At 44.2% G+C, this 23,973-nt stretch carries 19 protein-coding genes; 7 read left to right on the forward strand and 12 right to left on the reverse strand.

Annotated elements, in window-relative coordinates:
• Window positions 1-161: 161 nt before the first annotated feature.
• The gene (locus IOD06_RS04865; RefSeq protein WP_194619502.1) at window positions 162-3,107 is read right to left on the reverse strand and encodes a valine--tRNA ligase; all 2,946 of its coding nucleotides are present in this window, start codon (window positions 3,105-3,107) and stop codon (window positions 162-164) included.
• 356 nt (window positions 3,108-3,463) lie between these two features.
• Between IOD06_RS04865 and IOD06_RS04870 the strand changes: the two genes are divergently transcribed.
• The gene (locus IOD06_RS04870; protein ID WP_194619504.1) at window positions 3,464-4,591 is read left to right on the forward strand and encodes a formate/nitrite transporter family protein; all 1,128 of its coding nucleotides are present in this window, start codon (window positions 3,464-3,466) and stop codon (window positions 4,589-4,591) included.
• Window positions 4,592-4,724: 133 nt separating this feature from the next.
• Here the strand turns inward: IOD06_RS04870 and IOD06_RS04875 are convergent, their stop codons facing one another.
• From IOD06_RS04875 to IOD06_RS04900, 6 genes are all read right to left on the reverse strand, one after another.
• Window positions 4,725-5,648: a bile acid:sodium symporter family protein gene (locus IOD06_RS04875; RefSeq protein ID WP_189585690.1), complete on the reverse strand. Its 924-nt coding sequence runs from the start codon at window positions 5,646-5,648 to the stop codon at window positions 4,725-4,727.
• Between the two features lie 394 nt (window positions 5,649-6,042).
• Complete coding sequence (locus tag IOD06_RS04880; RefSeq protein ID WP_194619506.1) at window positions 6,043-6,528, reverse strand: YbjQ family protein; 486 nt, start codon at window positions 6,526-6,528, stop codon at window positions 6,043-6,045.
• A 49-nt stretch (window positions 6,529-6,577) separates the two neighbouring features.
• Entirely contained in the window at window positions 6,578-7,036 is a 459-nt protein-coding gene (locus IOD06_RS04885) for a YbjQ family protein (protein WP_194619508.1), read from the reverse strand.
• Between the two features lie 154 nt (window positions 7,037-7,190).
• On the reverse strand, window positions 7,191-7,748 hold the full coding sequence (locus IOD06_RS04890) for a YecA family protein (protein ID WP_010201673.1): 558 nt from the start codon (window positions 7,746-7,748) through the stop codon (window positions 7,191-7,193).
• A gap of 520 nt (window positions 7,749-8,268) precedes the next feature.
• Entirely contained in the window at window positions 8,269-8,502 is a 234-nt protein-coding gene (locus tag IOD06_RS04895) for a PA3496 family putative envelope integrity protein (RefSeq protein ID WP_010201674.1), read from the reverse strand.
• Between the two features lie 194 nt (window positions 8,503-8,696).
• Window positions 8,697-10,253, reverse strand: coding sequence for a hypothetical protein (locus IOD06_RS04900; protein ID WP_194619510.1), 1,557 nt, complete (start codon window positions 10,251-10,253; stop codon window positions 8,697-8,699).
• A 460-nt stretch (window positions 10,254-10,713) separates the two neighbouring features.
• Between IOD06_RS04900 and serB the strand changes: the two genes are divergently transcribed.
• The 6 genes from serB (at window position 10,714) to hemJ (ending at window position 16,687) form a co-directional block, all read left to right on the forward strand.
• Window positions 10,714-11,904, forward strand: coding sequence for a phosphoserine phosphatase SerB (gene serB, locus IOD06_RS04905; RefSeq protein WP_194619512.1), 1,191 nt, complete (start codon window positions 10,714-10,716; stop codon window positions 11,902-11,904).
• 504 nt (window positions 11,905-12,408) lie between these two features.
• A complete protein-coding gene (locus tag IOD06_RS04910; RefSeq protein WP_194619514.1) occupies window positions 12,409-13,398 on the forward strand; it encodes a DUF368 domain-containing protein in 990 nt (329 codons plus the stop codon).
• Between the two features lie 238 nt (window positions 13,399-13,636).
• On the forward strand, window positions 13,637-14,038 hold the full coding sequence (gene aciT / locus IOD06_RS04915; protein WP_227669887.1) for an AciT family ciprofloxacin tolerance protein: 402 nt from the start codon (window positions 13,637-13,639) through the stop codon (window positions 14,036-14,038).
• A 225-nt stretch (window positions 14,039-14,263) separates the two neighbouring features.
• Entirely contained in the window at window positions 14,264-14,770 is a 507-nt protein-coding gene (locus IOD06_RS04920) for an SCP2 sterol-binding domain-containing protein (protein ID WP_189585708.1), read from the forward strand.
• Window positions 14,771-15,105: 335 nt separating this feature from the next.
• Window positions 15,106-16,176: a biotin synthase BioB gene (gene bioB / locus IOD06_RS04925; RefSeq protein ID WP_194619679.1), complete on the forward strand. Its 1,071-nt coding sequence runs from the start codon at window positions 15,106-15,108 to the stop codon at window positions 16,174-16,176.
• Window positions 16,177-16,252: 76 nt separating this feature from the next.
• The gene (gene hemJ, locus IOD06_RS04930; protein ID WP_010201681.1) at window positions 16,253-16,687 is read left to right on the forward strand and encodes a protoporphyrinogen oxidase HemJ; all 435 of its coding nucleotides are present in this window, start codon (window positions 16,253-16,255) and stop codon (window positions 16,685-16,687) included.
• Between the two features lie 156 nt (window positions 16,688-16,843).
• On the opposite strand, the gene IOD06_RS04935 is transcribed toward hemJ, so the two are convergent.
• From IOD06_RS04935 to IOD06_RS04955, 5 genes are all read right to left on the reverse strand, one after another.
• Complete coding sequence (locus IOD06_RS04935; RefSeq protein WP_194619516.1) at window positions 16,844-17,680, reverse strand: hypothetical protein; 837 nt, start codon at window positions 17,678-17,680, stop codon at window positions 16,844-16,846.
• A 302-nt stretch (window positions 17,681-17,982) separates the two neighbouring features.
• A complete protein-coding gene (locus IOD06_RS04940; protein WP_194619518.1) occupies window positions 17,983-18,474 on the reverse strand; it encodes a hypothetical protein in 492 nt (163 codons plus the stop codon).
• A 163-nt stretch (window positions 18,475-18,637) separates the two neighbouring features.
• On the reverse strand, window positions 18,638-19,354 hold the full coding sequence (gene rph, locus IOD06_RS04945; RefSeq protein ID WP_010201684.1) for a ribonuclease PH: 717 nt from the start codon (window positions 19,352-19,354) through the stop codon (window positions 18,638-18,640).
• Window positions 19,355-19,613: 259 nt separating this feature from the next.
• Window positions 19,614-21,398 carry an AMP-binding protein gene (locus IOD06_RS04950; RefSeq protein ID WP_194619520.1) on the reverse strand — a complete coding sequence of 595 codons (1,785 nt, stop codon included), beginning with the start codon at window positions 21,396-21,398 and terminating at the stop codon, window positions 19,614-19,616.
• 503 nt (window positions 21,399-21,901) lie between these two features.
• Window positions 21,902-23,629 carry an AMP-binding protein gene (locus IOD06_RS04955; RefSeq protein WP_189585723.1) on the reverse strand — a complete coding sequence of 576 codons (1,728 nt, stop codon included), beginning with the start codon at window positions 23,627-23,629 and terminating at the stop codon, window positions 21,902-21,904.
• Between the last annotated feature and the right edge of the window lie 344 nt (window positions 23,630-23,973).

A 23,973-nucleotide genomic window follows, 5' to 3' on the forward strand; every position in this document is an offset into this window, starting at 1 on the left:
GTTTTTTTACTCATACTGTGGATGTAAATTTGTAGAATAGCACACAAATATTCAGTATTTATTGGAACTAAGAGTTGGTTAGAGAACTAACCAGTAGACAATAAAAAACGCCATCACAAACGTGAAAGCGTTCTTTATTACTACAAATATTACTATACCAATTACAACGCTTTCAACTGCCCCATCTGCGCCGTCATCGCGGTCAACTGACCTTGTAGCTCAGCCAGTTTCGCTTTTTCAGCATCGACCACTTCCACAGGCGCTTTGCTCACAAAGCCTTCATTGCCTAGCTTACGGGCGATGCCTTCCGCTTGACCTTTCAACTTATCATATGACTTACCCAAACGTGCCAGCTCAGCCGTTGGATCGATTAGACCTTTCATCGGTACGAGTACCCGTAGCTGACCGACCATACTTGATGATGACAATGGCACCTCATCGCCTTCTTTGACGATCTCTAAGCTTTCGACTTTGGCAAGTGCTTTAAACTGATTGGCGATACGTGATAGACGCTCGTCTTCTGCTAGAGAGATATTTTGTAGTAGCACTGGCAGACGTACGGCATTACCCAGTTTCATCTCACCACGGATGTTACGGACGCTAGCGATTAGCTCTTGTAGCCACGCCATATCCGCCTCAACTTGCTCACTGATTTGTGCCTCATCCATTTTTGGATAGTCAGCGACCACGATGCTGTCGGTGTCTTTGCGATTCAGTAGCGGTGCGACCGTCTGCCAGATTTGCTCAGTCAGATACGGCATGATTGGATGGCTAAAGCGTAGCGCCGTCTCTAGCACGTGCAGTAGTACATAACGGATTTGCGCTTTACGCTCGTCAGACACAGAGTCATCATTTAGACTGGCTTTGGCAAGCTCAACATACCAATCACAGTATTCATTCCAGATGAACTCATAGATATCTTGGCTGACCATATCGAGACGATACTGGGCGAAATGCTGATGGATATCGGCAACGGTAGAGTTCAGACGACTCATGATCCATTTTTCTGGTAATTCCCAAACGTCAGGGTTCGCCGCTTGGTCGATAGGCTTGGCAGTACCTTCGCTATCGACACAGTTCATGAGTACAAAACGGCTGGCGTTCCAGATTTTATTACAGAAATTACGATAGCCCTCGACACGCTTTAGATCAAAATTGATATCGCGACCGGTACTGGCAAGTGAGGTAAAGGTAAAGCGCAGTGCATCCGTACCAAAGGCTGGGATGCCTTCTGGGAACTCTTTACGCGTTTGCTTTTCAATTTTGGCCGCGTCTTTCGGATTCATCATATTGCTGGTACGTTTTTCCACCAGCGCTTCTAGATCAATACCATCGATTAAGTCAATCGGATCTAAAACGTTACCTTTTGATTTTGACATTTTTTGACCATTGCCATCACGTACCAGACCATGCACATAGACGGTCTTAAACGGTACTTGCGGCGTGCCGTCTTCGTTTTTCACGAAGTGCATGGTCATCATGATCATGCGGGCAACCCAAAAGAAGATAATGTCAAAACCTGTCACCAACACGCTGGTTGGGTGGAAAGTGTCCATCACGCGTGGATCGGCGTTGACGTCTGCCCAGTCAAGCGTACTGAACGTCCATAGACCAGAGCTGAACCACGTATCGAGCACGTCATTATCTTGGCGCAATACGATATCGTCGCTTAGACTATACTTGCTACGCACCTCGGCTTCGTCACGGGCGACATAGATTTCACCCGTCGCATCGTCATACCATGCAGGGATACGATGTCCCCACCAGAGCTGACGGCTGATGCACCAATCTTGCAGATCTGTCATCCACGACATATACATGTTTTTGTACTGCGCAGGGACGAACTCGATGCTGCCGTCTTCTACCGCGTCAATCGCAGGCTTAGCAAGCTCTTTAACAGCGACATACCACTGATCGGTCAACCACGGCTCAACGATCGTACCGCCACGCTCAGCACGCGGGGCTTTTAGGGCATAGTCCTCGATATCTTCTAGCCAGCCCTGCTCGCCTGCTTGCTCAACGAGGAACTTACGTGCGGCAAAACGCTCAAGTCCTGCATACTCGCTCGGCGTGGTCTCTAACTCTGGCTCACGCGTTTGCAGATCAGGATACACTTCCATCGATGCTAAGATATTGGCGCGCTCATCAAGGATATTAATCAATGGCAAGCTATGACGACGACCCAATTCATAATCGTTGAAATCATGCGCTGGAGTAATTTTTACGCAGCCCGTACCGAAGTCTTTTTCGACATAGTCATCAGCGACGATAGGCACGACGCGACCAGTGATTGGCAAGGTAATGGTTTTGCCGACCAAGTGTGCATAACGCTCATCGCTAGGATTAACTGCGACAGCCGTATCACCAAGCAATGTCTCAGGACGCGTGGTGGCTACGACCAGATAGTTTTTACCATCTTGGGTCGTTAAATCTTTATCCGTGAAATGATAGCGGAAATGCCACAAACTGCCTTTTTCGTCATGATTTTCCACTTCTAAATCAGATAATGCCGTTTGGAACTTAGGATCCCAGTTCACCAAACGCTTGCCACGATAGATAAGGCCATCGTCGAACAGACGAACGAACACTTCTTTTACCGCATTAGACAGACCATCATCCATGGTAAAGCGCTCACGCGACCAGTCAACAGAGCTGCCCAAACGGCGAATCTGGCTGGTGATATTGCCGCCCGACTCTTCTTTCCATTCCCACACTTTATCGATGAAGTCTTCACGCGTCATATCACGGCGCTTGATACCTTGCGCCTCTAAACGACGCTCAACGACCATTTGGGTCGCGATACCAGCATGATCCGTACCTGGCTGCCAAAGCGTATTGTCACCATCCATGCGGTGGTAACGGGTGAGCGCATCCATGATTGCATTGTTAAAACCATGTCCCATATGCAGCGAGCCAGTGACGTTCGGCGGTGGTAGAGCGATAGAAAACGACTCTTCTTTGTCAAAAGTCGGCTGAAAATAGCCGCTTTCTTCCCAGCCCTGATACATGCCTGCTTCGACTTCCGCAGGATTATAGGCGTTTTCAAGTTGGCTTAAGGCCGCTTGGATAGACTGGGTTAAATTATTTTTGCTATTAGGGTTACTCATAAGGCTCTCAGACTAAAACGTAAATGGATTAAATAAATAGTAAGCAAAAGTATGGTTATCGCTGAATTCATACAATTAACCAACGCAAGCTGGGTTCAGGCATAGCGCTAACGCTGGATAATAATAGGTGATTCGAGCAAACAAAAAAGTTAGTAGGATGATTTTATCTTATATGGGCAGATTTTGTTAGTATCGAATGCTTTTTCGATACTTGCAGTCGTTATGGCCTTACTGTAACTTATTAAAATAAGCTTTTTTGCATTGCAGCAACATGGCAACGGCTATGACGTTGACACTGGTTTGACCGTTATTTTTATATCCTTCACTCACCGCTCCTCTTATATAAGTTTACTGTCATGCCTAATACTAAAGATAATTCTAACAAAAATAATGATCCGAGTTCGACAGCTAGTATTCACGCGGCACAGAGTAGTGACAATGCCGATGAGAAGGACAATAACGAGGCGTTAGAAGTGGCAACTGGAACCAATCAGGATGGCGCTCAAAATGAAAGCCAAAATGGCTCTGAAGATGCAAACCGAAATGAAGGTGTGCCCAAAGGTGACGCCATAAAAGATGAAGACTTGCCAAAAGAAATCAGTGACGAAGACAAAGAAACCATCAAAGAAGTGGCCAGTGATGACAATTTAAGCGAACCAAAAAGTTATGCCAGCATCTTAGTTGAGCAAGTCATCGATGCCAAAGAAACCTTTAATCGCTCGCTTGGCTCGTTATTTACCAGTGCCTTTACTGCAGGATTGGAGATTGGTATTAGTCTGTTTATGATTTTGTCCGCCTTCGCCCTATTGACCGATGTAATGCCCAATCAATATGCCATGGTGCTGGCGTCATTACTTTATCCGATTGGCTTTATTATCGTCGTCATTGGTCAGTCGCTATTGTTCACTGAGCAAACGTCTCTGCTGAGCCTACCGGTACTCAATGGTATCGAACCATTAAACAAACTCATGCGGCTTTGGGGGATTGTCATCGCTGGCAATATCGTTGGCGGCTGTTTATTTGCAGCGTTGATGATCGGTTTGGGTTTGCATATGCATTTGTTTGACGCCAGCGATATCGACGCATATTCCGAGCATGTTTTAGGATTTGAATGGTGGGTCATATTTGGTAGTGCGGTACTAGCAGGTTGGATGATGGGCGTTGCTGCGTGGCTTGTCACCTCGGCACGCGACACCCTTAGCCGTATCGTGCTGGTGTCGTTGATCACAGGCAGTATTGGCTTTTTGGGTTTGCATCATAGTATCGTGGGTAATATTGAGGTGTTTTCTGCCCTACTCTATGGCAACACCGTCGGATTTTGGCGTTACTTGATATTTTTGGTGGTGGTGATATTGGGCAATACCGTCGGCGGCGTGGTATTTGTCGCGGTTCTCAAAAACCGTACTTTCTTATTTGATGTCGCCAAAGTTAAGCAGCAAAATAAAGACAATCAAATAGCGAGGATGGATAGACGACATCGCTAAAGTAATCAAATCACTATCAAATTATTATCAACTCATAAAGCCTCTGATTCGCACAAACATATGCCAGCGCAGACTCATTATTTAAGAGTGTGCGCTGGCAATATTTTATGAGTAATCAATAGTGACGACACATTTAGAGCATACGTGCAGCCAAAACACCTTTCTCAATTTCCGTCTTCTTCATCTTATTATATTTTGCGCTAAATATTCGCACCAAAATACCTGCTGTCAAGAACATGACTAACGTATAGATAGCTGGTGTCATCGACATGTCGTAATTAGACAATAGCGTGAGCGCCATGAATATAGATAAGGTACTGTTTTGCAAGCCGACTTCCATAGTGATGGACGTTCGTTGTGCTAGGTTCAAGCCCAACCATTTACTGCTATAGTAACCAAGCGCCATGGTTGACAGGTTTAGTAGCAACGATACTGGTCCGGTAGCGATAAGGGCCTCAACGATGATATCTCTTTGTACATAACTCAAAAACACGACCAAGAATGTCAAAAACGTCACGCCAAAACGAGAGACTATGACTTGTGAGCTATCAGCAACCCTTGGCGCAAAGCGTTTGATCAGCATACCAATACTAATAGGCAGAATGGTGATGACGAATAAAGAAATCATTGTCTTTATAATCGGCAGTTGAAACTCGCTCCCAGCACCCATAAAGTGAATCAATGAAAAACTCAGGACAACAGGAATACTAAATACCGTGACGACACTAGCAATGGCAGTCATAGTGACTGATAACGCTACATCGCCTTTGGCAAGGAAGGTAAATAAGTTGGAAGTGGTACCACCCGGACAGAGCACGAGTAACATGACCCCTACCGCATATTCAGGTCGCAACGGCATAATATTTGCCAGTGCAAAACCAATAATCGGTAATAAGATAAGCTGATTGAGCAAGCCAATACTGACCGCTTTTGGGTATTTCAAAACACGTTTAAAGTCGTTGGTAATAAGAGTCATACCCATGCCCATCATAATCAAAAATAGGCAAAGGGGAATAACGACTGAGTTTACTAAGGTGACTATTTCAAGATTTTCCATAACTACATCCATGTAGATAAGACCTGTCTATAGGTCGACACACAGCGCTTGTCCTTAATGCACTTGATCAAAGCACTTAATGGCTAGGTTGCTGTAGAATTTATAACGATATTTTTCACGCTAGTGGTATAAGCCAATCCTGCTAATACACGTACACCAGCATATCGAATGTTAAAATGAAGTATAGCGTTGTCACGTGCTCATAACTTACATCATTCAGTTACTCCCCGGTCAATAATGGGCTTTTGTAATGAAATATAGGTTTGAGGTATTTACGCTGATAGATGTAAATATAAATTTTAGGATGGCATGCTTACGATGGCATTGAAGAAACAAGCATTGATGACTGTCGGAAAAGCCATAGAAACTTACAGATAATTAGGGGTTTGTTCAGCTATTTGTGGTGGTCAGTTGCTGTGTCGATATCGACCACTGCTGTGCCATAGGCAATGGCTTCGACCATGCTGCCCAATTGATTGATACTAGTGACTTCCAGACGTAAACCATAGATATGATTGTAGCCTTTGGCCTGTGCCTGCGTGCGCATACGGACGATAGCCTCACGCCGTGCGCGATCTAGCAAAGTCTCATAGGTGGTTAAGTTTTTGCCAAATAAACTCAGTACTCGAGCGATAATCATCTTAAAGTAATCTTGGGCAATCACCACGCTGCCCAGCACCAGCTCACCTTTACTATCGGCTGCCAACTTGGGATGATAAAAGCGCTCGCTTGAGACCACGATGTGACCCAAGGTTTGCTCTGCGATACTGAGCTGTGCTAAGTGTTGGCGCTCATGACGCGATCCAAAGAACCACCCCACCACGAATAATATAATAAGCGGCGCGTAGTTAATGAGGAATTGAGTCATAGAATTATTCATGGCACGTCTCTTATCATAAAAAAGCTTTAGTGTTTTAAAACTTAATTAACTAACCAAAAGGATTGAAACGTGGTAAATCATCCGCTGGAGTTGGCGGTTGCGTTTGCGGATTTTGAGTAGGTGCATTTTGAATAGGTGGAGTGTGACCAGATGGGTATTGTGGCGGTGATGCAGGCTGCTGTTGCACAGGTACTGCTTTGACCGCGGTGCCATAGACAAACAGCTCTGACGCACCTTGCGCGATACTAGAAGTCGAAAAACGCAGACCGACAACTGCGTCAGCCCCTAGCGCTTCGGCTTTGACAATCATGCGATCTATCGCCTCTTGGCGCGACTCTTCTAGAAGCTCAGTATAGGCAGTCAGCTCGCCGCCAACGATATTTTTTAACCCAGCAAACAGATCCTTACCCACATGCTTTGAGCGCACGGTACTGCCGTACACCACATCGAGACGCTCGGTGATTTGATAATTGGGTAAGTGCTCAAGATTGGAGAGTTGCACAGTCATAGTACGACCTTATCGGTGACTTATAAAAATCATTCAGCTAGAAATGGTCAGCGTTAATCAACATTGATAAAGAATAATGGCAGACCACATTGCTGCGAACAAACCACATTATTAATGGCAATCAACACTGCCTATAAAAACTGTCTATAAAAGACTAATCATTGGTATGAAACAATAAAAATAGCTCAGTCAAATTGCCTTCGATGCTATTGGCCATCTGTACCATTTTGTCTTCGTCTTTACGCATCTCAGATAGTTCTGGATCTTCATCATCGATGCCGCTTAGGACGATCATTGGTAAGGTCAATACTGCCACGTCTTCTGCGGTGTCTTGATCTTCAAACCAATCACTGGCTTCATCGCCATACATGGCATCGACAAAACCAATTGACCAAGCAACGATATCTGACTCGTCAGAAAAATCGACAGCCACTTCTTCGTCGCCAGCACCTTCACCAAACGGTAGCTCGATAGGTGTCTCATTTTTTAGTTCAGCGATGATAGAGTCGCGCCAGCGCTTAATGCCATCGATGACATTTTCTGGAATCTCACTAGCATGACCTTCAAATAGCGCATCCATCCAATTAGGCAATGGACGACCGATGACTGTCGCTGTCAGAAAACCATGCGCGGCGACACTATCAAGCACAAACTGGCTCTCTTGATTGTCCAAATAATCTAGTAATTCATCAAAACTTAGTTGGTTACTCATGATGTAATAATCCTTGAAAGATGGATTGCGTCAGTCACCACAAACGACCGATTAAATGTCTGATGGTGAATAAGAAGAGGATAGCAATTGCTTGGATGACACACCTAAAACCAAACAACCTTTATAAAATAAATTTATTGAATATAGCGAGGGCGCGTCATCATTTAGATTGTGAGGCCTAAAATAAGGGAAATTGTAGCCAAACAAGAAAGAAATTGCCGTAAACATGAATCTATTGACAAGATTTCTGACGACATTTGGCAAAATTCAACCATTTTAAGACCACTAAATGTATCAATGTGCTAATTGATGACACGCCCTAAGTGGCACAGCAATCATTAAAAACTAAAATCAAGCGTTCAAAACCAAGCATTGAAAACCAAAATATGGTACAGCCAGCTTAGCACAATTCAGTCACGATCAACCCCTAAGGCATTGGCTTAGTTTGGTTTACTGGGCCTACTTTAATCGTATCGTCTGCTTGGCTGACCTAAAAGGATCGTTAACTTAAGTCTAAAACCTAAAAATCATCATCCCAGTCATCGCCATCTTCATCGAAGTTATCTAGATCATCAAGATCGTCTTTTAACTCTTTAGCCAAACGCTTTTCTTCTAGCAAATTATCGATTAGTCGACGCTTCTCAAGACTACTTAGGCGCGTACGCACACTAGTCTCAGCCTCTTCTACCATCTTTGCATCATCATCGTCGACAAAATCATCATCAAAATCGTCGTCAATATCAGCGTCACTCATGACAAACTCCTATCATTTTTTGGCAAGTGTATTAAAAATACGTGAATATATATATGCCTTATAAAGTCTCTACTGGGCATTGTCAATCCTTTTTATCACTATGCCCTATTTAGCAACAAACACAAGAACAATCGTAAAGGCTATCTCGCAGGCAATTGTAGAGAGAGTGGCAGCATTAATAGCGATGAAGCATATTACTCATCCGTTTCTTCAATCATCAGAACTGCATTACGGACATCTGCCAAACGCTGAATCATCGAGTCATTGCCACCATCAAATATCGCGCACTCACGCTCATAGACAGTTGTCGGACGCATGATGCTGTGTACTTGAACATGGTTGCTGATTTGTTTGAGTCCAGCATTAGGCAGCAATATCAACATCTGCTCTTTTTTGCCCACGCTTTGTAACAGTTGGGTCATGGCATCGGCTTGGGCATCATCACTCACGCCAGCTTTGGCTGACAAGGCAAAACGCGACAGTTCAATATGCTTGTCGTGGATGATCTTATTGAGCATCAGGTAGAGCTTGCCAAGCATCACGCCTGCTAGCGCGACTTTGGCATGGCTATTATCCGCTTTGAGCACCGCACAGGCACCGCTTTCGTCAAAGCGTGGTTCATTCATCGCACTCACACCCATCAACAGCGGTTGTTTGAGTAGCTCGGTTATTGCCTGATTGAGTAGCTGTGTACATAGCGCAAGGTAAGGCAAGCGCTGGGAAGGCGCTAGGCGCTCAAGCATATTAAATTCGTCATGAAATACGATTTGGACGCTGACCGTGTCAACTGCGCGTGTGGCAGATAGCTTAGCGGTAGATAACTGAGAGGCACTGCCATTGACTTTATGAGTGCCATTATCACTGCTGCGCCCATCGTTTTGCGTTGCGTTGGCGGCCTGATCATCTGTACGATATTCAGCGACATTGTCAGCATTAAGACCAGTGTCTTCCGTCGTCGCATCTTGATTCTGCTGCGCCCTTAGATAGGCATTGACTTCATTATGGACGTCAATTTTGCGGGTATTTGTGTTTTTATCACTGGCTTCACCAGCCCCTTGATTGTCATCAAGATTACGACCTTCATTTTTATTGCTACTGTTTCTAGTACTGTCATTCTCGTTATCGGCTGAGCACTTGTCATTTGCACCATCAGCATAGCCACGAGCATTCTCGCGAGCATTCTCACGATAGTCACTGCGTTGATCAACCTGCCGATATTGCTCGCGATATAAATCTTCGACATCACGGCTGAGCGCATTGATTTGCTCTTTAGTAGGACGAGCAAGATAGCCATAAATCAGCCAAAGCAATAAATGCAGCAGCATAGTACCGATGACAAACGGCCATTGCATAGCGATAATCTCGCCCTTGCTAATATCTTTTAGTGTCAACGATACACTGCCAATCACCGCATCGCCATTGGTGGCGATCTGACGAATGGTATCGCCTTGCTGCATTGGCGCATTGCCAACAGGCACCAAGATGTCGTCGTTGTTGTCTTTAATCAGTATCCGTGTGACGTCTTGCTCGCTGGTATAGCGATTGGCAATAACGCTCAAGCTGACACGGTCTTTGTTTTCTAAAGACAACCTTGCCTCATCAATCAGCTGGGCGACCATCTGCTCGCCTTTTAACGCACGACTTTTGCTCAGCTGTTGGTCGGTACTGATGACCAATAATAGAGTCTGCAAACAAAAACTAACCAGAAGAATAATGGCAAACAACCCTTGCCGCGGCGCTAAATACGTCATGATATGGTAAACTTTTTTGGAGAAGAGAAATTAAAAAACGAGGCTATTGCTCATTTTTTGGCTAATTTTTAGAAAATTGTGATGCGTGCATATTGATAGGGCGTTACTGAAACCAATCACCATTATTTAAACCACGATAACGTCAAATAGCTCTCGCCCATCGGACTAAACTTAACTCATGATAGTATCGCAATCTGCATCATTAACACCGCTGCTGTCTTTGCCACAACATCGTTACCAAGTGGTCAGTTTATCTCATCTACTATATCACCATAATAAGCCTTATAGCGTTAGTCGCTTTATAAATTTATCATGATAACTTTATCGCATTTGAGCAGTTTTTACGCCCTGACAGGCAATTTTAGACACCTGCGATACTTTGCGCGTCATCTATAGGCGCTGCTCAGTAAAACTGTTATTATTCCCAATCTTATATGAGCATACAAGGGACAATTGAGCCATGCCAAAAAATACCTCTTATTCGTTACCAAAAGACAGCAAAGCATGGCAACAAGCCGTCGACTCTATTGCGGCATTATTACCTGATGATACCAATTTGCAAGATTTTGATGCGCTACAGTCGCTGCCTGTTTTTGCACTCATCGTAGTGCTGCCGACTCAAGTGTCAGCAATGGATATTCATCAATATATTCAGTCATGGGTCGATGAGCAACCAAGCTGGCATTTGGTGACCGTCGCCGAAGACACCGATGCAAGCTTTGTCAATATCACGGTTTCTGATACAGAGCCAATGGCAGCAGATGCGCAACGTCTTCCCTTTACCCATGCGCAAGTATTCCGCTATCTACTGGTGCCAGTAACCGACACTCTCATGCACCCTGGCAAGAAGACAGCGGCGGCTCATATCATCGATGATCAATTGACCACGCGCTTGCGTCATGACTTGACCGAGCAATATAAAAACACGCACAGCGCGGATATTGCGGACGACTTAAACGTCGTTGACTGCCATATTTTATCTGTCGGTCATATGCTGCGTACCCACAAGCTTGCCTGCTTTGATATGGACTCAACGTTGATTGAACAAGAAGTCATCGTAGAACTGGCAAAAACAGCGGGAATTGGTGAAGAAGTCGAAGCCATCACTGAGGCGGCCATGCGCGGTGAGATTGATTTTGATGAGTCATTCGCTCAGCGTGTGGCGTTATTAAAAGGCATCTCAACGGATGTGCTCGATGATATATGCAGCCGCTTAACGCTATCTGTGGGCGCTCGCACTACCATCAGCGCACTAAAAGCCTTGGGCTATCATACGGTATTGGTGTCTGGCGGCTTTACTTATTTTGCCCGCTATATCGCTGAGCAATTGGGTATTGATGAAGTCCATGCCAATGCATTAGACATCGACGAAGGTGAAGTCACTGGCCACATACAATTACCCATCGTTAATGGCGCCAAAAAGGCGGCTATCGTCGAACATACTGCTGAGCGTTTGGGTATCGAGATGTCACAAGTGGTCTGTATCGGTGACGGTGCCAATGATTTGCCGATGATGGCGATTGCTGACTTGGGGGTCGCGTATCATGCTAAGCCTATTGTGCAAGCACGTGCTGATGCAGCGATTAGTGTGACTGGTCTAGAAGGCGTGCTCTACGCGCTTGGCTATCCCGCACTTGCTCTTACTGAGTAATGTCTAAATGCTGGACACACTATAAAAAGCTAGGTTAATGTCTTTGTCATTAGGGTCTGTTGAACATTCAAATATTAGGACTGCTGATCGCTAAAATCGCATCAAACGTTTTATCAAATCAGGCGTAAACCGACGATAATGTCGAGACCTTAGCTAGGTTTACAACAACGTTTGGGGTGATTTTAGCATCAGCCTTTCAGGGCAGGGCTATTTTTTGCCAATACATGGCGAAATTGTCTACCCTAGAACGACTAGGTGTCAAAAATTTCACTGCGTATTGTCTAAAAAATAGCCACTGCCAGTTCCACATTTGAATATTCAACAGACCCTAATCTGGCTTTTATAGTTATAGTTTTTATATTTTGTTGCCGCTGACTATGGCGCTATTTTAATAAAACCATTTGAACCTTACTGCCTGAGCATGACTTTAGTCTAACTCATGACTTTACTCTAAGTATTGGCACTCACCTTCAACGCTCATCTTAAATCACTCAAGGACTGTCCATGACGGCACCCCAATCACCTAAACCAAGCGAGTCGTCAGTGCCGCAACCATTAGATACCAGTGTGACTACTACTGACAGTCCAAAACAGCTATTAGGCGTCTATTTCAAAGGTATGGCCATGGGCGCGGCTGATATCGTACCTGGTGTCTCTGGCGGTACTATTGCATTGATTGCAGGTATTTATGAACGTTTGATTAATGCACTTAGTAGCATTGGCCCTCATCTGTGGCAGATATTCCGCCAAGAAGGTGGCATCAAAGGTTTAGTTGCGGTTTGGCGACAAGTGGATGCCACTTTTTTGTTATGTCTGCTACTCGGTATTGCCACCAGTTTTTTGACCTTGGCTGGTATGATCAAGCATCTACTGGACAATGAGCCATTACTGATTTGGTCATTCTTTTTGGGGCTGGTTGTCGCAACCGTATTTATTTTATTAAGCGAAATTAAGCGCTGGAATATAGGGCGAGCAGTACTGTTTATCATTGGAATAGTAACAGCTGTTACTATCAGTAGCTTGCCTTTACTGACCACCACTCCAAGCTTACCCTATCTGTTTTTTGCCGGAGCCATTGCTATTTGTGCGATGATTTTACCGGGTATTTCAGGGTCGTTTATCTTACTGTTGATGGGGGCATACGATACGGTATTAGAGGCTGTCCATACTCATGATTTCACCATCATTTTTACTGTTATGGCGGGTATGGCAACGGGATTATTATTATTTACTCGTGCGCTTAAATGGTTATTGTCTCGCTATTATCAAGCTACATTAGCCTTGCTCACAGGCTTTATCGCCGGATCTTTGGTTAAAGTCTGGCCGTGGAAAGTCGACGCCTTAGGTTCTCTAAATAGCGAGGCGATCACCAATGTCATGCCATGGCAATATCCTACTGGCGCGCACTGGTTAAGCACAGTCGGACTTATGCTACTCGGTGCTATTTTAGTCTCGCTATTGTCTTGGTGGGGCAACCGTACCAATCGAGCTTAGCCCTGCCTCAAGCCTGTATTAATCTCATCTAGAATTAGCAAAACCTTCCCTTCATTACTAATAAAAAACGCCCATTCTTGCGGCGCTTTTTCTAGCAACTCCCTACGCTAAATGGTCAAAATCATTCAAAAAACCAAACGTCAACGGTTGTCGCAAAGTCGCCTACACCCTCTTCAGCTTTGTTCAATAACCTTTCATAATAGACTCATTGGAATTCACCTTATGAATAGCGAGATGAATGATGTTACTGACTATTTTTTCTTTTATCGGTGTTGATGCGTGGAGCAGCGCGGCATGGCTTGGTTATGGGCTGCTAGCAGGTGTGGTCGTGGCACTTGCTCTCTCATCGCATCGTTGGCTCTTGCTATATCTGTTTGGCGGCATGGTCTACTGGTTGAGCGTCGAAGTTATCCAAAATATCTTGTCAGGTCGCCCTACACTATCAGAGCTTTCAGAATGGCACAGCTACGTCATCGCTATTGGAATAAGCTGGCTACCTTTGGCGGTCTGGGTGCTGTATCGGGCATTACGCTACGACGATGTGAGTCAGTCGGTCAGTCAGCAGCGCGAGTTGGAAGCGGCTCGCTATGTCGAGCATACACCTGTCTACGACGACGATTATCAGCCGCGTTTTCATTAGAGGGCTAAACAGAAAACCATTAATCAAAAAGCAAGTAATCAAAAATACAGATGCCAAGCAATCGGTCAACCTTAAACGACCAATGTTACAAGATACTTAACACGCTCTACTTAACTCCTAAAGAATTGATACCACTCAATAGTTTATAATCTAATTATATATTTATCATAAAAACTGGTATAAAGTACGCTTTATTTTTATGCCCCACCCTTTAGGAGTTCCACTATGTTTACTATTCCTGTATTAGATATCAAATCTGACCCATTAGATGCATTATTGGCCGTGGTTGGTTATCGTTTGTCTATGCTAGCTGATAGCGATAATGAAGACGTCAAAGCACTATTTGCTGATCGCAAAGTCACGATTGAATTTGCCAGTACTGAATCTGATATTGCCCGTTCTTTTAGCTTTGATAATGGACAGTTTAGCCAACATAGCGGTCATGCAAAAGAAGCGGACCTAACCATCAATTTCAAAGACTCTATGACTGGCGTTAAGCTTTTGACCCAAGGCAGTCTGCCTGCTTTTATGACAGCAGTACAAGAAGGCAACCTGAGCATCGAGGGTGATTACAGTCTAATGATGTGGTTCAACAAGCTTGCCAAACACATCGTGCCAGCCATTCCAGAAGAGTGTAAACCTTATCTTGATAAAGCCAAACCTTATGCCTATAAAGCACAGAAATTTGCAGAGCATTGGGTTGGTGTTGCTAAGCATAAATTGGGTAAATAGTCAGACATAAACAGTTAAATAAATGAATAGCCAACAATGACTATTGATGTGCCTCTAAGATGTTTCTAATGTGCTTAATTGTAGTCATTCTAAATACTGTCTAGTCGCGTTCTGACTTTCTAAAAAGGTTGCGGTATACTATATCGCAGCCTTTTTTATTGTTTTAGAACCATTAAATATTTTAAAACAATAAAAGACGCAAATATCCATATTTTTAATACCGTTATAAAAGGACTTATATTATGGCAGGACTGCTTAGTATCTCAGAACCTAACGCCGACAGCCAAACTGACACACTTAACAATCAAGCCGATACAACCAATGACTTATTGGCGATGCTAGCCACAGACGCGATTAAAACAGACCAAAACGTGACTAGCAAACACAGCCGTGAACAAATTTCTCAGCTCTTTGATTTGCCTTTGATGGATTTATTATTACAAGCACAAACTATCCACCGTCAACATTTTAAAGCGAATGAAGTGCAAATCAGCACATTGCTGTCTATTAAAACAGGTAACTGCCCAGAAGACTGTGGCTATTGCTCGCAATCAGGTCATCATCGCGATACCACCAACCTGCAAGCAGAGAAACGCATAGAAGTCGATAAAGTCATTGCCGCAGCCAAACGTGCCAAAGCCAGTGGCTCGTCACGCTTCTGTATGGGTGCAGCGTGGAAACATCCTAGCGCCAAAGACATGCCCTATGTGGTTGAACTGGTCAAAGAAGTAAAAGCGTTAGGTCTTGAGACCTGTATGACGCTTGGTATGCTTGATACCAATCAAGCAACGCAATTGGCGGATGCAGGATTGGATTATTACAATCATAATTTGGATACCTCGCGCCGCTACTATGAGCAAGTTGTCAGCACTCGCAGCTATGACGAGCGCTTAGATACTATCAATAACGTGCGCAACTCAGGTATCAATGTCTGTAGCGGCAACATCGTTGGTATGGGTGAAAGCCGTGACGATCGCATCGACTGGGTACACGAGCTGCTAAAAATGCCCAAAGCGCCAGAGTCGATTCCGGTCAATCTATTAGTGCCCATTAAAGGCACTCCAATTGGCGATAAGGTATTAGCAGAAGGTCAGCTGCCTGTACTTGAGTGGATTCGTACCATTGCCGTGGCACGTATTTGCTGCCCGACCAGCTATGTGCGCCTGTCGGCTGGTCGCGAAAGCCTATCTGACTCTGAGCAAGCACTGGCCTTTATGGCAGGTGCCAATTCATTCTTCTATGGTGACAAACTTCTGACCACTGGTAACGCCAGTCAATCAGGTGATGACAGACTCATGCGTGAGCTTGGTCTAACAAAGCAGTTTGCCACACCAAGAGCGCCTAGAGTATTGCCTGTGATGGATGCGATGAACGGTCATCAAACACAAGTCGTGATGGCTGATTAATGCCTGATGAACACATTCCACTTTACCGTATAACCAACTAGCAGTAGACAATCAAAGCTGAGTAAGAGAAACCTAGATGGCAGACTATTTTAACTGGATTAAAGCAGCACACATTATTTCTATGGTGTGCTGGTTTGCGGCGATTTTCTATTTGCCGCGCCTGTTTGTTTATCATGCGATGAGCGATGATAGCATTAGCCAAGAGCGCTTTACCATTATGGAGCGCAAGCTCTATCGCGGTATTATGACACCATCGATGATAGCGACATGGGTATTTGGTCTATGGATGTTAGGTCTAGGCTGGGATGTTTATAAAACTCAAGGTTGGTTACACGTTAAGCTCTTGCTAGTCGTACTACTGTCTGGCTATCATGGCGCATGCGGATTTTATCGTAAAAAACTGATGGATAATCCACATTATAAGTCGCATAAATTTTGGCGCTGGTTTAATGAAGTGCCAGTATTTGCTTTGGTCATTATCGTAATTTTAGTGGTGGTAAAACCTTTCTAGAGCTCAGTACAATGGCTAATTTCTAGAACTAACGGCCTAAAAATAAAAAGCGTCCGCTACTTTAATAAGTAACGGACGCTTTTTTATTATCCTAATATACCAAAGGCATTTGACATAGCCAATCGTATTTTATGACTTACTGTCAAACAGTAGAGCTTAAACACTAGGGCGCATGATTTGATAAACATTGCTCAAATCATAAACACGATAACGTGCAGGTTCGCGTCGGTTTTCGCCCGCATAACTGAGTATCAAGGCTTGCTTTGCACGCTCATCGACCCAGCCGACGAACAGTCCACTATGCTCAACACCATTGTAGCCATGATTAATATAGTAGAGCCAATCCCCGACTTCAATCTCGCCACTATTGGCGTACGGACCTTGACCATAAGTCCCTTTATGCACCGTATCACGCGTCACCCCTGCGCGTTTAAATACCGCATCAAGATAGTCCCAACAGCCGCCTTGAATAATCGAGCGCTCGTTCAGTGCCATTTTGCGCGCTGTACTCACCACCTCACGCGCCGCCATATTGCTTTGCGTCTCAGCATTGCTGAGCAACGGTAAATACTCACTATCGACGTTATCATAACTACCGGATAAAAATGCTGGTAGCGCGCTAGGTGCTTGACGTTGTACGTCAGGATAACGATAAGAAGTATTGACAGCTGGCGGATTCGCGTAAGGGTTGTTATTGGAATAAGTGGTGGTTGAATAAGAGGGATTACTAGTTGGTCGAACATTGACAGGGCTTGAGCGATAGCTGCCAGCACGTTGAATCGTAGAGCGTGTACTCACTTTGGCAGCAGGTACCGCAGCATGCGTTGGTGTATAACGGGCACTGTACTCAGGCTGGACGGATTTTTGCGCAATAAGCGCGCTCATACTATCTGCATGGGCTTGACCTACCACGCCGATAGTGAGTAGCAATAGACTGCACGACATACTACATGACGTTGTGACCGACGACATAGACACTGGCAAACGCGACATGACTAGCTCCTTGTCAATAGCATCGCAATGATAGCATTAACAATAATAGGGGTTGGATTTCCAATCCTATTTATAAACTATTTAAGCGTGCATCTGCAAGCATTATTCCTTTTTCATTGACGATAAAAGGTATAAAAAGACAGACTAGTGGTAGTAGAGAAAAAGGGTTTAGACAGGCAATAAAAATGTAAGTACGAATAATACGGGAGTGGGATAGAAATTTTTAGAAAAGTATAAGCTCACAATTATAAGGCTAAGGCGTGTCCTCATTTTTTAAATGAGGACACGCCCTAGTAAAGACGCTAATCGCTGCTCATCTTAATATTGACATGGCGCTTTGTCAGCGCTTGACCTTGCAAGATAGCTTTAGCAGCGGTTGCCTCTTGGACAGTCTCAAAGCCGCTAATACAATACTTACATGCATTGTCACTATCGCAAATTTGTAGCTGTTCGCCGATGAGCTTGACATTATCACTATCGGTCAAATGGATGTGCTCACGCTTGCCATTATTGTCATGCACCAGCTCACCAGCTCGCACCCATAAAATGCCGTTATTAATAACGCCACTCATGGCCTTTTTGCGTTGCTGGCGTTGCTTATTAAAAATAAAACTACCGATAATAAGCAAAGCAAGCGCACCAATAGCCAAGCGCTCAGAGAGTAGACTCATGGCCATGGCCACTGCAACTGCACCAATAAGCAATGCTGACCCAAACCAAAACAGACCATTATCAGCCGTTTGCGGTTGAGCGTGCAGAGTGATTTTGGCACCATCATCAGTCAGCTTAAGCATGCGTTACTACCTGTTGCAGAACCACTGTTTTTTGAGAGACAATTATCTTTTAAAAGACAACCATGGGTTTTGGGAAACAACTATCTGTCAAAAGACACTTAACTATCAAAGATTAACGATAGCATCAAAAAAAAATTTCATTATCTTAGACATTAACAGTGAATTACCAGCCTAACGCTGTTTTTTGCATCGCAATAAGCTCTGCAATGCCTTTTTCTGCCAGTACCAACATATCGTCTGCTTGCGCACGGGTGAACGGCTTTTCTTCTGCCGTACCTTGTAGTTCAATGAACTCACCTTTCTGAGTCATCACCACATTCAAGTCCGTATCACAGCTGGCGTCTTCTTCGTAGTTCAAATCTAGATACGCTTTGCCATCTTTCATACCAACAGAAACAGCAGCCACTAAACCAATCAATGGATCGGCTTTCAATTTTTTGGCTTTTTGAATGCTCTCTAAGGCATCGATGAGCGCGATAGCAGCGCCAGTCACACTAGCGGTACGAGTACCACCATCTGCTTGCAACACATCACAATCAAGATAAATGGTGTTTTCGCCCAGCTTGCTCAAGTCAATCATGGCACGCAAGCTACGGCCGATGAGACGTTGAATTTCTTGCGTGCGACCTGATTGCTTACCACGTGCCGCTTCGCGTTGATTACGGGTATTGGTCGCTCGTGGCAACATACCGTATTCTGCCGTGATCCAGCCCTTACCCTTACCTTTGAGCCAACGCGGTACGCCTGATTCAACACTGGCTGTGCAGAGCACTTTGGTATCGCCAAAGCTGACTAATACAGACCCTTCAGCATGCTTAGTATAATGGCGCTCAAAGCTGATCGAGCGAAGTTGGTCAAGCTCACGATTGTCAATACGCATAAAAATTCCTAGTACGATGTTTTAAAAGCAATGTCATAAGATAAGGGGTCTGTCATTATTTTGGTAGTAGCCAGCATTTATTTAGCGAAACACTCAAGTTCCGAAACTCTTGCATTCCAACATACTGACACTCCGAAATAAAGGATAACTGGATGCCTTAGCAGACCTAAATATTACGACATCCTAACGTGGCGACGGCGCAATAGCAAGATTCACTCAAGCTATTACGCCGTTGTTGCCATTAAATGTGGCGCTTACTTTATTCTAAACCTTCCATCTTACGCAATTCTTTACGGAGGATTTTACCCACGTTTGATTTTGGTAATTCGTCAACGAACTGCACGTGACGCGGACGTTTGTAACCCGTCAACTGCTTTTTGCCAAAATCAAGCAGCTCCTGCTCAGTCACATTGCCTTTTTTGACCACAAAGATTTTTGGTTCTTCGCCGCGATCATCGTTCGGAATACCAATGGCACCGCACTCTACCACACCTGGATGCTCGCTCATGGCTTCTTCGATTTCGTTTGGATAGACGTTAAAGCCAGAGACCAAAATCATGTCTTTTTTGCGATCGACAATTTTTATAAAGCCTTTTTCGTCCATGATACCGATGTCACCTGTTTTTAGGTAACCGTTGACAGTAAAACTCTCGGCGGTTTCTTCTGGACGATTTTGATAACCAATCATCACCTGAGGACCTTTGACACAGATTTCACCACGATCGCCTAAGGCGACTTCATTTTCATCATCATCAATCAGTATCACATCGGTGCTAGAAGCCGGAATACCAATTTTACCCGTGAATTCAGCGATGGTCATTGGGTTAAAAGCAACCACAGGGGATGTCTCAGACAAACCATAACCTTCGACGATAGGTAAACCAGTGATTTTATGCCACTCTTTTGCCACACTTGGCAATACCGACATACCACCGCCAATCGAGGCTTTTAAGTTAGAGAAATCTAGGTCGGCAAAGCTGTCTTTATGTACCAAGCCATTAAACAAGGTATTTACCGCAGGGATAAAAGCAGGTTTGTATTTACCCATCTCTTTGATCAAGCCGTCAAGATCACGTGGATTTGGAATAAGTAAACCAGCACAACCTTGGTACATGCTATACATCCCACAAACCATAAATGAGAACACATGGTATAGCGGTAGCGCCGTCAAAAGAACATCAGTAGCTTCGATATCATCTTCAAAAGCGCTGTCCATGAGCGCACTAATCTGTAGCATATTGGCTATTAAGTTGCCATGAGACAACATCGCGCCTTTAGCAACACCGGTCGTGCCGCCAGTATACTGCAACAACGCCACATCGCTTAGATTCATGTCAGGGCGCTTATACTCGCTAGCTGAGACCGCATTTAGCGCATGCTTAAAGCTGGTGCTCTCTGGCAAACTATAAGACGGAATCATTTTTTTGACATGGCGAGCGACGAGGTTGACCACGGTTCCTTTCACCGTACCGAGCATATCACCGAGCTTACAGACAATGACGTGCTTGACCTGACCTTTGTCTTCCGCCTCTTCGTAAGTCTTGGCAAAGTTTTCGACGATAAACAACGCTTTGGCACCGCTGTCATGCAACTGGTGCGACAATTCGCGGCTGGTGTACAAGGGGTTGACATTGACCAACACCATACCTGCCCGAATGATGCCTAACATCACAATAGGATATTGCAAAATATTGGGCATCATCGCCCCTACTTTGTCGCCTTTGACCAGTCCTAACGACTGTAAGTAACTGGCTATCTGGCGACTGTATAGGTCTAATTGCTTAAAGCTAATAGAGGCACCCATACAGATATAGGCAGGTTTTTGTCCATACCGGCTAAAGTTGCGTTCGAACACTTCAAGTAAAGAGGTACTGTCATCTGGCATATCGATAGTCGCATCGATATTGTAGCGCTCGTAAGCATTCAGCCAAGGACGGTCACTAGCTATCGTCGGCATCGTAGGAAAGGTGTTGGTCTCAATCGTTGACTGAGCATCTTTAGCCGCGCTGTCGTTTTTTGTCTCTTTATTGATATTGTCCGTCATAACTTCCCCTAAATATTACCGTTAAAAAGATAGAATAATCTGATGAAAATATCCTGAACGTCAGGATTGTTTATGCATTCCAATAAATGAACAATCCTGACATTCATCACTAAGCCTACTACAAATCAGGCAAAAAGGTTAAGCCGCCAATACGTCTTTACGACGATAATCATGCCAGCTCTATAGCGCCAAACTCATGCGATTCTATCGCTAAATAAGAAAATATATCGGCAGGCACTATAGCAGTTCTGCTAAGGCGTGTCTTCAATTTAAAAATGGTGATAAAAATGAGATAAATTGCCGTCAAACAAGAAAAATAGCGCAAATAATATCGGGATATTAACCAGCTATTTGACGCTGATAGAAACAAACAAAAATGATAAGGCAGTATAGAACTGGCCTTATCATTTTTGGTCATCACGAAATTTTATACCACGATAGTCGTTATCAGCTCCAATAAAAGGCGGCTGATAACAAACTGTCTAGCATTGACTATTAATTATCTAACCGTGGTTTTTTTCTTCAAGCACTCGTAAATCTTTGCGTAAGATTTTACCAACGTTAGATTTTGGTAGCTCATCAATAAACTCAACATGGCGAGGACGTTTGTAACCAGTTAGGTTTTCTTTACCATAAGCGATGACTTCTTCGGCTGTCAGGCTGTTGTCACTACGTACCACATAAATCTTCGGTACTTCACCGCTCTTCTCATCATCAATACCGATAACACCACATTCCAAAATCTTTGGATGCGTTGACATGGCGTCTTCAACTTCGTTTGGATAAACGTTAAAGCCAGACACCAAGATCATGTCTTTTTTGCGATCGACAATTTTAAAGTAACCTTCTTCATCCATCACACCGATATCACCAGTACGGAAATAACCGTCTGAAGTCATGACTTCCGCCGTCGCATCTTCACGCTTCCAATAACCTTTCATGACCTGCGGGCCGCGAACACAAATCTCGCCACGCTCACCAAGGGCCACTTCATTGCCTTCTTCATCCAAGATGGCCATATCAGTCATAGGCATTGGCAAACCAATGTTACCTGAGAACTCCCCTGTACCATGCGGATTTGCTGAGGCAACAGGAGATGTCTCTGACAAACCATAGCCTTGTACAATTACATTACCAGTAATCTTCTGCCATTTTTCGGCCGTGTCTTTCAATACTGCCATGCCGCCGCCCATAGACATCTCAAGCTTGCTATGATCTAACGCTTGGAAAACTTCGCTGTTGGCGAGGGCATTAAACAGGGTATTAACCGCAGGGAAAAATGCTGGTGGATAGTCTTTGTAAGCTTTGATCAAGCTGGCGCCATCGCGTGGGTTTGGCACGAGTAGACCGATACAACCACGGTATAGACCAAACATACCACATACGGTAAATGAGAAAATATGATATAGCGGCAGAGCGGTCATAATGACTGGCTGCTCATTACTACCATCAAACTTATCAAAAGCATCACCTAGATACGTATCGCTTTGAATCAGGTTGGCCACCAAGTTGCCATGGGTCAGCATCGCACCCTTTGCCACGCCCGTAGTACCACCCGTGTACTGAAGTACCGCGACGTCGTCGAGACCGATATTGTTAGGGCGTTTATAGCTTTTGGCTGGGAAGCGATGTAGTGCTTTTTTGAACTTAACGCTGCCTCTAATATGATAATCAGGCACCATTTTTTTGACATGACGCACAACGGTATTAACGATCAGACCCTTTAATGGGCTCATCAAATCACCCATGGACGCCACGACCACATGATCAACCAAGTCCTTGCCAATATCTTCATAGGTTTTGGCAAAGTTCTCTAAAAGAATCAAAGCTTTGGTATCAGAATCTTCTAACTGATGCTCAAGCTCCTTGGTGGTATAAAGCGGATTAACGTTGACCAAGGTCATGCCAGCGCGAAGTACACCCAATACAGAAACGGGTAACTGCAAAATGTTTGGCATCATGACCGCAACTTTATCGCCTTTTTTTAGCCCAAGTGACTGTAGATAGGCAGCAATTTGTTTGCTATAGCAGTCTAAATCTTCGTAAGAGAGCTTAACATCCATACATACGAACGCAGTTTTGCCTGCGTGATTGATGAAGTTCTGCTCAAGTACGTCAATTAAAGAGGTGTTGGCAGCTGGCATGTCAATATTGTACTGAATACCAAGTTTTTCGTAAGTTTTGACCCATACCTTGTCATTACGACGAATGAGGTTACCTTGATTTTCCATAATCTTATCTCTCCTAGTAATAATAATGCGTTATCGTCCACCCATACCAATCACAGAGTGATAAACATACGATACATCGGAGCGCAAGCGAACCCTCTTTAGGGTGGCAAGGCTGACGACGTCGACGTATGGTGATGAGTAAACAATGTAGCAGTAAATAGCCCTTTGTTCTTTAACATACACACTTTGTACAAACTACTCAATACAAAAGATTGCTACCTGAGTTCGCAAAGCACCTTGACGTAGTATATTACTATTTATATCAATAGCCTATCTATAAAATAATAGCCATATCCACCAGTTTTCACTACTAAACAATTATCCATTTATATCAGTTGCTATCG

It is taken from the genome of Psychrobacter sp. N25K4-3-2 (genome assembly GCF_015351755.1).
GTDB classification, from domain to species: Bacteria; Pseudomonadota; Gammaproteobacteria; order Pseudomonadales; family Moraxellaceae; genus Psychrobacter; species Psychrobacter glaciei.